Source organism: Staphylococcus sp. IVB6240 (genome assembly GCF_025558425.1).
Lineage (GTDB): Bacteria > Bacillota > Bacilli > Staphylococcales > Staphylococcaceae > Staphylococcus.
The window spans coordinates 2,083,679-2,098,241 of the sequence record NZ_CP094718.1 but is presented as its reverse complement, the minus strand read 5'-3'; the positions used below and the strand labels follow the sequence as shown (position 1 = coordinate 2,098,241).

General features: G+C 34.8%; 14 protein-coding genes. 9 read left to right on the top strand and 5 right to left on the bottom strand.

Annotated features, from left to right (window positions below):
• Positions 1-30: 30 nt before the first annotated feature.
• Positions 31-684 (top strand): hypothetical protein, encoded by a 654-nt coding sequence (locus MUA88_RS10445; RefSeq protein WP_262605547.1) that lies wholly within the window; start codon positions 31-33, stop codon positions 682-684.
• Positions 685-749: 65 nt separating this feature from the next.
• Here MUA88_RS10445 and MUA88_RS10440 read toward each other — a convergent pair whose 3' ends face one another.
• Both MUA88_RS10440 and MUA88_RS10435 read right to left on the bottom strand, forming a co-directional pair.
• A complete protein-coding gene (locus tag MUA88_RS10440) occupies positions 750-1,040 on the bottom strand; it encodes a helix-turn-helix domain-containing protein (protein ID WP_262604091.1) in 291 nt (96 codons plus the stop codon).
• Positions 1,041-1,225: 185 nt separating this feature from the next.
• A complete protein-coding gene (locus MUA88_RS10435; RefSeq protein WP_262604090.1) occupies positions 1,226-1,387 on the bottom strand; it encodes a hypothetical protein in 162 nt (53 codons plus the stop codon).
• A gap of 614 nt (positions 1,388-2,001) precedes the next feature.
• Between MUA88_RS10435 and MUA88_RS10430 the strand changes: the two genes are divergently transcribed.
• The 3 genes from MUA88_RS10430 to MUA88_RS10420 all read left to right on the top strand — a co-directional run bounded on the left by MUA88_RS10430 (position 2,002) and on the right by MUA88_RS10420 (position 3,734).
• Entirely contained in the window at positions 2,002-2,277 is a 276-nt protein-coding gene (locus MUA88_RS10430) for a radical SAM protein (protein WP_262604089.1), read from the top strand.
• A gap of 38 nt (positions 2,278-2,315) precedes the next feature.
• Positions 2,316-2,870 (top strand): SPASM domain-containing protein, encoded by a 555-nt coding sequence (locus tag MUA88_RS10425; RefSeq protein WP_262604088.1) that lies wholly within the window; start codon positions 2,316-2,318, stop codon positions 2,868-2,870.
• Positions 2,871-3,035: 165 nt separating this feature from the next.
• A complete protein-coding gene (locus tag MUA88_RS10420; RefSeq protein WP_262605546.1) occupies positions 3,036-3,734 on the top strand; it encodes an ATP-binding cassette domain-containing protein in 699 nt (232 codons plus the stop codon).
• A 1,468-nt stretch (positions 3,735-5,202) separates the two neighbouring features.
• Here the strand turns inward: MUA88_RS10420 and MUA88_RS10415 are convergent.
• Complete coding sequence (locus tag MUA88_RS10415; protein WP_262605545.1) at positions 5,203-6,144, bottom strand: nucleoside hydrolase; 942 nt, start codon at positions 6,142-6,144, stop codon at positions 5,203-5,205.
• Between the two features lie 158 nt (positions 6,145-6,302).
• Between MUA88_RS10415 and MUA88_RS10410 the strand changes: the two genes are divergently transcribed.
• From MUA88_RS10410 to MUA88_RS10400, 3 genes are all read left to right on the top strand, one after another.
• Positions 6,303-7,064, top strand: a complete 762-nt coding sequence (locus tag MUA88_RS10410; protein WP_262604084.1) for a class I SAM-dependent methyltransferase — start codon at positions 6,303-6,305, stop codon at positions 7,062-7,064.
• Between the two features lie 141 nt (positions 7,065-7,205).
• Positions 7,206-8,774, top strand: coding sequence for an MFS transporter (locus tag MUA88_RS10405; RefSeq protein WP_262605544.1), 1,569 nt, complete (start codon positions 7,206-7,208; stop codon positions 8,772-8,774).
• 189 nt (positions 8,775-8,963) lie between these two features.
• Entirely contained in the window at positions 8,964-10,382 is a 1,419-nt protein-coding gene (locus MUA88_RS10400; protein WP_262605543.1) for an alkaline phosphatase, read from the top strand.
• Positions 10,383-10,488: 106 nt separating this feature from the next.
• Here MUA88_RS10400 and budA read toward each other — a convergent pair whose 3' ends face one another.
• A complete protein-coding gene (budA, locus tag MUA88_RS10395; RefSeq protein WP_262604081.1) occupies positions 10,489-11,193 on the bottom strand; it encodes an acetolactate decarboxylase in 705 nt (234 codons plus the stop codon).
• 136 nt (positions 11,194-11,329) lie between these two features.
• On the opposite strand from budA, the gene MUA88_RS10390 reads away from it, so the two are divergent.
• Together MUA88_RS10390 and MUA88_RS10385 are read left to right on the top strand one after the other, a co-directional pair.
• Positions 11,330-12,028: an MOSC domain-containing protein gene (locus tag MUA88_RS10390; protein WP_262605542.1), complete on the top strand. Its 699-nt coding sequence runs from the start codon at positions 11,330-11,332 to the stop codon at positions 12,026-12,028.
• Positions 12,029-12,346: 318 nt separating this feature from the next.
• Positions 12,347-13,954: a BCCT family transporter gene (locus MUA88_RS10385; protein ID WP_262605165.1), complete on the top strand. Its 1,608-nt coding sequence runs from the start codon at positions 12,347-12,349 to the stop codon at positions 13,952-13,954.
• Positions 13,955-13,990: 36 nt separating this feature from the next.
• Here the strand turns inward: MUA88_RS10385 and cudC are convergent, their stop codons facing one another.
• Positions 13,991-14,548, bottom strand: a complete 558-nt coding sequence (gene cudC / locus MUA88_RS10380; protein WP_262604079.1) for a choline uptake/conversion transcriptional regulator CudC — start codon at positions 14,546-14,548, stop codon at positions 13,991-13,993.
• Positions 14,549-14,563 lie beyond the last annotated feature (15 nt).

Below are 14,563 nucleotides of genomic sequence, written 5' to 3'. Positions count from 1 at the left end.
CAATTTTTAAAAATGAAACATACTTCCATTATGCCAATTATGATTGTTTTCCCAATTCTGACGGTTGCGATGTTTTCATGTCTTGGATTGTTTGCCAAACAGACCGATGCACAAATCTTTCGTATTACAGCACTACAAATATTTTTAGAAATCGTTTTTCCGTTGACGATCACCTTAATTATTGGATTGATGTTTCGTATTGAAAGAAGACATCATGCATTTCAAAATACACTCATCTATTTTAAAAGTCTTAGATCTTATTACATGATTCATTTTGTATTTTATGTTTTTGTGGGCATATTAATGTTGTTATTTGCTTATGTAACGTATATTATGGGGTATTTTATATTCACGCAAAATGTGGAATTAGATAGCTTGTATCTGCTGTTTGTGTGGGTTGTCGTGTTATTACCAGTTGTAAGTTTTGTTTATATGCTGAATCATCTATTTCAAGGATTTGTTCTACCTGCTGTGATGAGCTTATTGTTAACGATCGGTAACTTCTTTGTGGGTGTTATGGGTATATATGCAAGTCATCTTTACTTTTATTCATTTTTAGTTTTTACATTATATAACGGTTATAACATATTTATTTTAATGCTGATTTCGTTATTATTGAGTATTGTCTTCTTGATGATAGGTTACTTTAAATTCTTAAAATCTATGGAAAAAGGGATATTATAATTTATAAGAAACTCTAATAGGATACTGCCTGTTAGGGTTTTTAAATAGTAATAATGAGAAATATATCAAAAAGTCTTACATATATAATTATTACAGTTTTCGCAAGGGATTAATTTTTTAATTTCCTCAATGGCATATATTTTTATGAATTGAGAAGAGGTATCTAAAATATTTTTATCTTTTAAATGTTTCATAATTCTTGCAACATTTTCTCTAGTTGTTCCGCAACATTGAGCAAGTTCTTCTTGTGTAATTTTTAATCTAATTATTACTACACCATTTTTCATTTCTCCAAATGTATTAGATAATCTAACTAGAATAGATAGTAAGCTACAGAATTTATCTTTAGTTAGCATATCTCGAATAAACATATCTTTTTTTATACTTTAAAAAGTGAGTAACTCTGTGTATCTGTTAAAAAGTTCTTTATTATTTTTGATGATATTGACAGGTAGTTTGTAGAATGTAACGTCTGACTTCCCACGAAAATATTTTGAGTTATTGCATAGAAATAAATTTTTGGGGCTTACAATTTTATATATTAAGGTTGTACCATCAGCGCTATCTTGTTGTACATATAAAACACCTGCATCAACAAAATATAAATAATTTTCAAAAGTTTCCTTAAAGTATTGTCTCTTACGTAAATTGATTTTTTTCCATTTTTCTTAATAAAATCTTTAATTATTAAAAAATTATCCATTAACTCGATCCTCCTCGAAAAAATTATAACATTTATGTCTTATTTTGTGATATATGTTACATGATTTTTTGTTTTTGATTGTTAAAATGAATTTGTAGTTCAAATTAATAATTAAGGAGGAATTTTTAATGGAAAAAGGGGATTTATAAATGGATAAATACATATATTTTAATGACAATTCTCGATTACATCAGTTACCTAATGGAGGAGTAATTGAGGTAAAAAAATGGTAATGTAGAAGATGAAATATTTGATTTCGAATATTTAGATCTTAATTCTTCTGCCTTTGAAGCGTGTACAAATTTTGATGGATCCCAAAAGGCTCTAGATATTTTAAATAGTATGTGCATCAAATATAATTGTGATGTAAGTGAGCATATAGAATGGTATTCAAATTTAGTTAATGAATTATATAGAAAAGGCCTTATTGATGTATCTGACTATCCAACTAAAAGAAGAATGAATATTAGTGGTTCAACAGACTACATTACTCCATTGCATGCTGTTTTTGAAATTACACATAAATGTAATTTAAAGTGTGAACATTGCTATTTGGAAAGCTCACCTTTTGTTCAAGATACACTTTCATTAGGAGAGTTTAAAATATTGCAGATATGATGTATGAAAATGGTGTGTTAACATGTGAAATTACTGGTGGCGAGGTATTTGTACATCCAAATGCAAAAGAAATATTAGAATTTGCTCTTAAAAAGTTTAAAAAAGTCGGGATACTCACTAACGGGACATTACTCAAGAAAGATATTCTTGAATTGTTGATTAATTATAAAGAAAAGATAGTAATAGGAATTTCATTGGACAGTATTAATTCTGAGAAACATGATAATTTTCGTGGCAAAAAAATACATTTAACCAAACTTGTAAAACTATAAAAAAACTTTCGGATAATGGCATTTTTGTAAGAGTGGGAATGTCTATTTATGAAGATAATATGTGGGAAATTGCCGAAATGGCCGAATTAGTAAGAAACTTAGGCGCTTCAGCTTTTTCATACAATTGGATAGATGATTTTGGTAGAGGAAAAGAAATGGATCAGCTTAAGTTGAATAAAATAGGTAATGTATCTTTTGCTGAATTTGAAGTAGAAGTTGTGAAAAATAATTCTGATATTATACCTTTAGTTCCAATAAATAAAAATAAAGCCGATAATTGTGGAGCAGGTTGGCGTTCAATAGTAATGGACCCTAATGGGAACATTAGACCGTGTGCGCTGTTCCCAAAAGAATTTGTAATAGGTAACTTAAAAAAACAATCTTACGAAGAAGTTTTTTCCTCAGAAATAGTAAATCATTTGTATTCATTACAATCTCCTCAAAAAAGCAGTTTTTGTAGTGATGAGTGTAGTTTTAAGGAATACTGTGCTGGGTGTTATCTAAAGGGTCTTAACACTAATAAGAGTTCTCGAAAGAATCACTGTGGTTGGATTAAAGGAGAAACTTTAGGGGAACTAGTAGAAAAAATATAAGTAGAGGGAAAGATATGAGTAGAAATACTATAACATTAATAATAGGTTTTATCTTTTTAATATCAGGAATAGTATTTGGATTTAAGCAAGAGTGGGTATTTGCATCTATATTCATTTTAATAGGTATTCTTTATCTATTGAAAAAATTTAGAAGAGATAAATCTAATGACGATAGTTCATTTAAATAATTTGAATATTTGGTACGAGCCACAGAATTTAATAATTAAAGATGCAAATTTAAATTTACAGCAAGGAAAAATTTATGGGTTGTTGGGTAAAAATGGATCGGGTAAAACGACTTTAATAAATACAATATGTGGTATTATCTCAACTTTTTCAGGTGATATTAAAATAAAAAAATTGGATATAGTGAAATCCAATTATGAAGCAAGGCTAGAAAGATTTTACGTACCAGATAATCCTCCAATTATCTCTCAAATGACAAGTCAACAATATATATTTTTTATTTTAAGTTCTTATGGACAATCTTTTGATAAAGACCAGTTAATAAACATTTCTCAAAAGTATAATTTTGAGAAATATTTAGATATAAAAATGAACAATCTTTCATTGGGAAACCAGAAAAAAGCTACTTTAATTTGTTCAATACTATTAGATGTGCCTCTCAAAATATTTGACGAGCCCTTAAATGGGTTGGATATAGAAGCAGTAGATATATTTATTCAGGATCTTTTTGAAATGATAAAGAGAGATACATGTGTAATTATTTCATCTCACTTATTAGATATTATAAAAAATTTAACGAAACATATTATTTATATAAATAATAATCAATGTCACCATTTTACGCTTGATGAAGAAAGTGATATAAGAAAGGTTTTATCTGAATATGATAAAAAATAATGGGTATCCCAAATTACTTTTTTCTTATTATGGAAGTAAATCCAGGAAAGGTATTATTTTTAGAAATTTAATCGGTATTATTATTTTATTAATTTTCGAGTTCTATATAATAGGAAGATATTCAGATAGTGTTAATATACTAACCTCTAATTATTTTAGATTTGCTATCATAATACCTTCAATTTTATTAACTAATATCTATTGGAATTCATTTCGTAAAAGTGATATATATAGACTTTTTAGTTATATACCTATTGAAAACAAGAAAGTTTTGACAACATTAAATATATATATTCGTTAATATAACAGGTAAAAGACTTATTTATTTATTTGTGTTACCTATATATGCTTATCTAATAGATAGTATTAGTTTATTTGAAAGTGTGTTAATGGTCTTAGTATTTATGGTTTTGATTATTATTTCTCAACACATTTGTATCTTACTGTATGAATATCAAAGAAAGTATATGGCACTTTTATTATTGATAACATTAATTTTAAGTATCTTTTTTTATCAAATAGCAAGTAATGTAATACTGTTTTTTATTTTAATAAGTACTTCTGCATTAATTAATGGTATCACCTTCAATAAGAACGGACAGAGGATAGTTCGAATAGTTAAAAAAAGAAAAATATCAATTTTTAAATGGGAGATTAAAAAGTTTTTTTCGGAAAAACCAAATATAATTGGAATAATAGGTATGTTAATCTTTCTTAATATCATAAATTACAATATAGAAATTATGAATGAAATTAATATAGAATTTGGAATAAAGTACTTTTTGTTATTATTAATTATATCTTCAATAAGTCCATTGAATCTCTTGTTTTCTTCGGATAAAGAATTACAAAGATTGGCAGGCTATATGCCATTTGTAAAGAGAAGAATCTTCATTTTTAAATTTTTATTTATGACGATAATATCACAGGTTCTACTAATCAGTATTGTGGTAACAAGTACGTTGTTATTTCAAGAAGAATTAGACCTATTACTTATTAAGCTAATTGTTATATTATCAATTGTGAACTTTATTAGATTGAGATTTGATATGATATTCCCTCGATTAAAAGTTCCTACAAAGCAACAAATACTACTAACACTTTTGATAAATGTGTTAGTATATGGAATTTTTATTAGTGTAGTATCGGAATTTAGGTTAAAAATTTCGCTTTACGAGTTCTTACCTATATCAATTGTATTTATAGTCACTTCTTACTTCATGCTATACAAATTCTTTAAACAGAAAATAAATCAAAAAATTCTAAGGTTATTAGTGCCTACTATTTTTCCAATTATAATTTTGATATATGTTAAGAGAGAGGTGGTCATATTTTTCCTCATACAGAATCTTATATTTTGGGTTATTAGTGTTTTACTAAAAAGGAAATGCAAAAAGGAAATTGCATAAAATTATATAAATAAAAATGGATTGTTGACATTACAGAATCAACAATCCATTTTTTTGTCTTAATCACGTGCTTTTTTAGCAAGATCAGTAATGTATGAGAAAAAGACATCGTGGTCAACATGATAGACGAGATTAAGTGGGCGTCCGTTTTCTTCGTCTAAATACGTACGTCCTTGACTAGGACCATGTGTGATCACAGAAGCATGAACCGTTTTTTGACGGACAAGGTCTGGTTTGCCGGTATAAGCTGTTGTCAGTACATCCCATAAGAAATATGTTGAGTTTGTTTGGAAGTGTGTTAATGGTGGAACTGCTGCATAACTTACACCTAAAAAGTCGACACCTGTATGTTCACGTTGGTCAGCCCAATACTGACGAATGGCTGTTGTGAGTGGCACTTGGTTAGTGCTTTCCAAAGCAACCATATCAATTGGGATATCTGTTTCAAAAACACGTGCGACAGCTTCTGGATCCCAGAAAGCATTCCATTCAGCGGTACCGTCATGTTCAGGTTCTTCCACATTGCCTCTTTCTAAAAATGTACCACCCATCCATACAAGACGTTCAATATTGTTTGCAATGTCTGATGCGACATCTAAAGCTTTTACAAGGTCAGTTAATGGTCCAGTGAATAACAATGTAACGGGTTGTTGAGATGATTGTACTTTTTGAATGATATCTTCATAAGCATGATTTTTTAGTGCTTGTGATTGGATAGGGTATCTTTCATTGATAATTGGTAAGGCATCCATAAAGAAGGCGTGCATGCGCCAATCTTTTGGGAATTGGTTTTTACCACGTTCATAAGAAGTTGCGACATCAATCGGATAATGGCTGAAGCGATTGATGATTTTGCGAGAGGCACTTTCAGCGGGCTCGACATAGCAGTCGGCCCCAATGGCACTAACGCCAATCACTTCGACATTCTCCATATGTAATAGTAAGAAGAGTGAGATTAAGTCATCTACGCCACCGTCATGGTTAAAGTAAACAGGTTTCATAAGTTAGCTCCTTTATTCGTAATACTTCTATCATAAGTGACTTGTTTCAAAAAATCACGAATTCATACGTTCATAAATTCGCCATAAAATAAGTAGGACAGATATTTTTTAGGCATGGTATAATAATGATAATCATTATCAATTAAGAGGGTGGTACGATGAGAAAAGAAGCAGGTCACACATTTTTAGCGAAACTTGGTAAAACAAGATTACGTCCAGGTGGAAAATTAGCGACAGATTGGTTAATTGATAAAGGACAGTTTACTTCAGAGAAAAAGGTGTTGGAAGTCGCATGTAACATGTGTACAACATCGATTCATTTAGCAAAGACATATGGATGCCAAATTGAAGGAATCGACTTGAATAAAACAGCATTGGCACAAGGTGAAAAGAATGTAGCGGCAGCAGGGTTGTCAGATAAGATTCATCTACAACAGGCAAATGCGATGAACTTGCCATTTGATGACAATAGTTTTGATATTGTATTGAATGAAGCCATGTTGACAATGTTGCCTGTTAAGGCGAAGCAGCAAGCGCTGAATGAATACTATCGTGTCTTAAAGCCTGGCGGTGTATTGCTAACACATGATATTGTTATTCAAGTCCCTTCTAAAGAAACAGAAATCATCAATGACTTGTCAGAAGCAATCAATGTGAATGTATCACCACAATTAAAAGAAAAATGGCATGAACTCTATACGCAAGCTGGTTTTAACAATATTGAAACACAACACGGACCGATGACATTAATGACGCCAAAAGGGATGATTTATGATGAAGGTGTCAAAGGGACATTGAAGATTGTTAAAAATGCACTTAAAAAAGAAAATAGACCGATGTTTATGCGCATGTTCAAAACATTTAAGCGTCACAAAGATGGCTTGAATTATATTGTACACGCAGCACATAAAGTACAATAGAAAATCCATAGTTCTATTTTAGAATGACTACGTTATCGTCGCAGGTGAAGCGGTGAAGAATGTAGTCATTTTATATATGTCTGTTCACAATACTATCGCAAAGTAGTAGTATTAAGACAAATGATGCGGGAGGATAGTCGAGTGGAATCAGTTAAAGAAACTAAGTTTAATTTTGTAGCACTACTATTACTTATCGGTGTATTTATGGCTGCACTGGATAACGGGATTATTAGTGCAGCGTTAACGAAGATTAATCAGTCGTTTGAAATACAACCTCAGATGGGGGCATGGGGGATTGCCATTTACACATTAGGGATGGCAGTCGCAACACCGATTGCCGGTAAGTTGGCGGATATGTATGGACGTAAGAAGGTCTATATTATTGAAGTGGCCCTATTCGGAGTAGGTTCACTACTTGTCGCGTTAAGCCCTAACTATACATTTTTCATTATCGCTCGTCTTATTCAATCACTCGGTGGAGGTGGCCTCTTCGTGATTGCGAGTGCCCACTTCATTTCAACCTATGATCGTACTAAGCAAGGAACGATGTTAGGGGCATTAGGTGCGATGAATGGAATTGCTTCTGTTCTTGGTCCGAACTTAGGAAGTTTACTTATCAAGCTAACAGGAACATGGCACTGGCTGTTCTTGATTAATGTGCCAATCGCAGTGTTTATTACAATATTTGTGATGTTGAAAATGACGGAAACACAACGCCCTGTACAAAAGAAAATGGATACCTATGCGATTATCATGTTCTCACTTTCTACATTATTCGTGATGTTCGGTATTTATAATATTCGAGCAGCAAGTGCGATGAGTAGTACAATGCGTTGGTCTGTTGTTGCTTTCTTCGTATTAGCTATTCTTGGATATGCCGTGATGATTTGGATTGAAAAACGTAATGAAGGTAAAAATGTCGATGCGTTTCTACCATACACATTATTACGTAACCCAACATTTTCAGCGATTCTCGTCATGGGTATTTGTTCAGGAATGTTGATTGGTGCCATTATCTTTATTCCATCCTTTGTAGAAAATGTTCTACATGTCAGTGCGGCAGACAGTGGCTTTTGGCTCACACCACTTGCACTTGCTTCTGGTGTTGGTGCATCGATGGGTGGCCGTATGGTCGATAAAAAAGGTCCCGTCTTTGCATTGGTGGTTGCCAGTCTGATTAGTATTTTAGGCTACGGTGGTCTAGCGCTACTCACAACAGGTGTTATGACATTCCTTATCTTTTCCATCATAGCAGGGTTAGGATTTGGTTTTACAATCGGTGCACCGATGACGGTATTAGCGACACGGACGGCAGGTTATGGTGATGATCGTAATAGTACAGTCATTGCGACGTTATCTGTTTCACGACAAATGGGGATTACCATCGCACCAACACTTTTTGCGACACTTATTCAATTAGGATTTAGTCAAACGGTGTTAAAAGTGACAGAAGCGTTAAAAGAACGACATCTATCACAACAAGATGTTCCGCAACAATGGATGTCTCAAGTGGAACAAGTGAATGGTAGTACGTATGCTTTGTGGCAGAAACTTGAAACAATGCCGAATACTCCAGTTCGTCAAGCGTTGATGCAAGGTTTAGATGCTGTGGCTACAACTGCATTTATGCCGGTATTTTTAACTGCTGCATTAGCTTCGGTTGTGATATTAATATTAACCATTATTTTTAGACGTTCATTTAGTGAATAACACATCATGAGGGGAGGCTACCGTCATAGAGCGGGGAGTCTTCCTTTTTGTATGGCTAGCTATAAATGTTTCATGTGGAACGTTATAGCAGCGCCGTCTTAACAAAATCTTTATATTTACTTCAAAGTTTCTTCAAATTATTTGATTACAATGACGTTGAATCTAATATTTGAAAAGGGGTTTTGAAGCATGAAGTTACGTTCAACTTTGAGTCATATCATGATTGCAAGTTCATTGGTGAGCGCATCAATCGTAGGAGCAGCACCTGAAGCGCAAGCCAATACGCAACAGAAAGATCAAGTACAGGTTTATGGTGATAAAGAAAATCCTAAGAATATTATATTTTTAGTTGGAGATGGCATGGGGCCGTCATACCAAACAGCTTATCGATATTTTGCTGATAATCCTGATACAGAAGAGATGGAAGAAACCGCTTTTGATGATTATTTAGTAGGAAGTCAACGTACATATTCTGCAGATGAAAAAGACAATGTGACAGATTCAGCTGCAGCAGGGACAGCAATTAGTTCTGGACATAAAACATATAACGGAGCAATTGGTGTCGATGCTAATAAGCAAAAAGTAGAGACCGTATTAGAACGTGCAAAGTCTATCGGTAAATCAACAGGATTAGTAAAGACAGCAGAGTTGACTGATGCAACACCTGCTGCCTATGCATCACATGTGGCAGATCGAGATCAAAAAAATGATATTGCCAAACAGTTTTATGATCAACGTATTCAAGGTGAACATAAAGTAGACGTACTACTGGGTGGTGGTGCGAAATATTTTGGAAAAGAAAATGGAAATTTGGATAAACAGTTTGAAAAAGATGGCTATGATGTCGTAACAAATAAGGAAAGCCTCGCTGAATCAGACAGTGAACAAGTGCTAGGTATTTTTGCAGATGAGAATATGCCACTACAAATTGATGCGCCAGATGATGATCCGAGCTTAGCAGAGATGCAAAAATCTGCGTTGGACCGTTTATCTAAAGATGGCGATGGCTTTTTCTTAATGGTAGAAGGTGCGTCTATTGATAAACAAGGACATACACATGATGTGACAGGTGTGATGTCAGAAATGTCAGGTTTTGAAAAGGCATTTGAAGATGCAATGGCTTATGCAAAATCGAATCCTGATACACTCGTTGTAGCGACAGCTGATCATTCAACAGGCGGATTGTCAGTAGGGAAAGACGGCGAATATGCATGGGATGCAGAGCCGATACGCAACATGAAACATTCAGCACAATGGATGACAGAACAGATTGCGGCAGGGGAATCAATAGAAGACACAGTGAAAGCTGGATACGGATTTGATGTAGATACAAAAGCGATTGAAAAAATGAAACAAGCAGCAGATAGACTTAGTAAATTGGACAAAAAGAAAGATGAAGAGGAATACGAACAACAGTATCAAGCATTACAAGATGCTATTCAACAGCCAATTAACGATGCTTCGAAAACAGGCTGGACATCATCTGGACATACAGGTGTAGATACGAATACGTATGCTTATGGACCGGGTGCTGAAGCTTTTCGCGGGAATATGAATAATGTAGAGAATGCACAACATATCTTTAGTTTTTACGAAAAAGAATCGTGAAACAAAGCCCATTCACACGTAATGAATGGGCTTTTGTTTATGAGGATATTGAAAGGGAATTGCTTAGGTTCTGCTTAACCCCAAACGCCTCCTTTCATAACCACGTTTATTCTGCTTGGCGGATGTCTTCGGCGATATCTTGATAGTCGAATGTTTTATTGAGGAAGCTTGGTTCGGTTGAGAGGTGTTGTTCAAAGGTTGCACAGTTTTGAATTTGGACGGTACCTTCCGCGAGATCAAAACCAAGAATATGTCCTACAAATGTTTGGTCTTCTGAGATAAAGTGTGCATGGAAGCCGGCAGCGCCAATACCGTGGAAGACTTCTGGCGTGTAAACTGCAACAATCGTACCTGAAATATGTTGACGATGATATTCAGGTTGCGCTTGAGCAGAGGTGATCAAACGCGTATATGGTGGATCTTGTTTTGGCATGATACGTACATGCATATGGCTAAATGTCCCTTTAATTTTAATCATTGCAAATAAGTTTTCACTGAGCATGCGTTCACGAATTTGTTGATATAAGGTTTCGTGATTTGAGGCAGTTGCTTCAAATGTCGTGTCTGCCGAGAATTTTGAGACAGATGCGTAAGGTGTGAGTGTGTCACCTGAAAGTAAATGTACGTTGTCATCCGTTGTTGTCGCGTGGAATGCTTGTCCATCCACAAAAATCACTTCTCCATCGGAACCGGTTAATGTCGCAATGCCATGATCACCATGTTGAAGTAGTGTGTCGATAGAGCACGTTCCTTCAAGTGCACCTGCCATTAAGGTGCCTAATGTGCCATGTTGATATAATGTGTGTTTCATAAGTTGTTGCCACCTTTAAATGTATTCGTTAATAATAGTGTATAAGGCATCTAAGTTGTATACAAGTTTTAAGTTTGTGAGATAATAGAGATATTCATGGTCTATTAAATTGAAAAGCAAAGGGAAGGTGATGTTGATGACACGTCAAATTCAAAAGCTTTATGTTGGAGGAGTAAAGGAACATGGGGACGCAAATGCGACAGATTTGATGTCGCAAAAATGGGTAACAGCGGCTTTTAAAGAAGCAACATCTGAACCAGTATGGCTTGGTAAAGAAGGACTTCAAGGTGACGCCGTTGGAGATACGCGTTATCATGGCGGCGTAGAAAAAGCCTTGTTTGCGTATGCAGAAGAACATTATGCTAGGTTTAGCACACAATATGAACAAGAGATTTCGGTTGGTAGTAATGGCGAAAACATCTCAGTGATTGGGATGAATGAAGATACTGTTTGCATCGATGATATTTATCAAGTTGGAGAAGCAGTCATACAAGTTTCTCAACCGCGACGCCCATGTTGGAAAACGAGTCGACGTTTAGGTATTCTTGAGTTTGCAAAAATGTTAGAAGAAACTGGGAAGACAGGCTGGTACTATCGTGTGTTGCAAGAAGGGTATATCCAAGCTGGTGATGCATTAGTACTGCAAGAACGTCCATACCCTGATTGGTCGATCCAACGCATGAATGATACGTTACAAGGTAAGGCGGATAAAGCCGATATAAAAGCATTACAAGAAGCGGAATTCACACCTGAAAGTTGGCAGAGTAGCTTAGAAAAACAATTGGCTGGTACACCGATTGATGACACTTCAAGATTATATGGCCCAAATATTTAAATATATACGCATATACCTACTTTTCTTAAACGCTGAGAAAAGTAGTTTTTTTTACAAATTTAAAATAAATAAATATTAGTGATTCATGAATAAAAATACGTTGTTAAGTTTTTTATTAACGTTATTAACCTACTTTGCACCGTTGTTTTACCAATGATTAAATAGTGTTTTAGTTATATATATTCATAATGAAATATGTATGTTATTGAATCTAATTTGCATTAAAATGTAAAGTTCGTTAGTCTTAAGCAGAAGTTATCTCAGATCATGCTACAGATTAATGAAGGGGGATTCACTGTGCATAAGGATAATAAATTAATGGATTGGATCGTCTTTTGCGGTGCAGCGTTTGTATTGTTACTCGCTGTTATACCGATGATGGTATTTCCAAAACAAAGCCGTTCCGTCGTTGTAGCGATGAATGATTTTGTTACAACAAATTTAGGTGCGACGTATCTCGTGTTAGGTCTCACCATTTTTTGTTTTGTATTATATATTGCGTTCGGTAAATATGGTTCGGTTACATTGGGACGTGCAAGCGATCGACCAGAATTTAGCGATTTCGCATGGGCATCTATGCTTTTTTGTGCCGGTATTGGTTCAGATATTTTATATTGGGGTGTCATCGAGTGGGCGTATTATTATCAAGGGCCGCCACAAGGTGCGGAACCCATGAGTGATACAGCGTTAAGCTATGCCACAATGTATGGCATGTTCCATTGGGGGCCGATTGCATGGGCGATTTATGTTTTGCCTGCGCTACCCATTGGTTATTTAGTCTTTGTTAAAAAACAACCGATTTTCAAAATTAGCCAAGCATGCCGTCCGATTTTAAAAGGACAAACAGATGGTTTTATTGGCAAGCTCGTTGATATTTTATTTATTTTTGGTTTAATCGGTGGGACTGCCACATCACTGGCACTCGGTGTCCCTATGATTTCTGCAGGACTAGAGAAATTGACTGGTGTCGATGGTTCCAGCATGGTTGTGAAGAGCTGTGTATTAATTGGAATTACGATTGTTTTTGCATATAGTTCGTATCGTGGACTGAAAAAAGGTATTCAAGTACTCAGTGACTTAAATGTATGGCTATCATTCCTATTACTTGGTTTTATTTTTATTATTGGACCGACAATTTTTATTATGGAAACAACGGTCACAAGTTTTGGTAATATGATTAAAAACTTCTTCCAAATGGCAACATGGTTGGAACCATTTGGCGGTGTGGGTGGTCGTGAAGAGACGAACTTCCCACAACAATGGACGATTTTCTATTGGGCTTGGTGGATTGTATATGCGCCATTTATTGGTCTATTCATTGCACGTATTTCCAGAGGGCGTACGTTGAAAGAAGTGATCCTTGGAACAATTGTCTATGGAACATTTGGCTGTGTACTATTCTTCGGTATTTTTGGGAACTACGCGACATATTTACAAATCACAGGTCAATTTGATGTTGTTTCATATTTAAATGCACATGGTACAGAAGCCACAATTATTGAAGTGGTCAATCATCTACCATTTGCGCCAGTATTGATTGCGTTATTCATTTTATCTGCATTTTTATTCTTAGTGACAACGTTTGACTCGGCTTCTTATATCGTAGCGGCAGCAACGCAATTGCGTGTCAAAGGAGAGCCACTTAAAATGAACCGCTTGTTCTGGGCGTTTGCATTGTGTTTATTACCATTCTCATTAATGCTTGTTGGTGGAGAGCGTGCGCTTGAAATCTTACAAACAGCTTCGATTGTCGCGGGTGTGCCACTCATCGTCATTTTCGTTATTATTATGATTTCGTTCATGATGATTTTATCTGGTGATCGCATTGCGCTACAAACACGTGCAGAACGCTTTAAGAAGATTGAGCGTCGTTCACTGCGTATTTTACAAGTGAGTGAAAAAGATGAGGAAGATAATAATTTATAACAAAAAAAGTCTGACATTCACCATGTCAGACTTTTTTTAAGCATCTTTGTTTTCATCTGGTATTGGAAAATACTTAAATATTTCTCCTGATTTAATGGCGTCACTGATTGAGTTGAGCCATTGATAATACAATCGTGAGTGTGTCATGTGTGCTTTGACTTCTTGGGCTTCTTGTCGCACATCATCTTCTACATCATCAGCTGCTATAATTGTATCAATCATTGCCTCTGCTTCTTGTAAGGCAGCCATATTGATTTTGATTTCACGATACCACTTTTGTGTGAAGAAATTGCTGAAAAAAGCAAAGAAATCTTTTTCAGCTTCAAAGTGTTGCTTACGACTCCCACGTGTAAAGCGTTGTTTGACCACAGCAAATTCCTGTAATTTTTTAACCCCTGCGCTCATACTTGGTTTACTCATCTGTAGTTCACTGCGCATCTCGTCTAGTGTCATGCTGTCTTCAAATAACATGGTGCCATATAAATTACCTGTACTACGGTTAATACCGTATAAATCCATTGTTTCTGCAATAGAGTTAATAACAATATCTTTTGCTGCTTCTAGTTGTGCTGCGTAACCTGTCCCATATTTCATTTTATGGTCACCTCC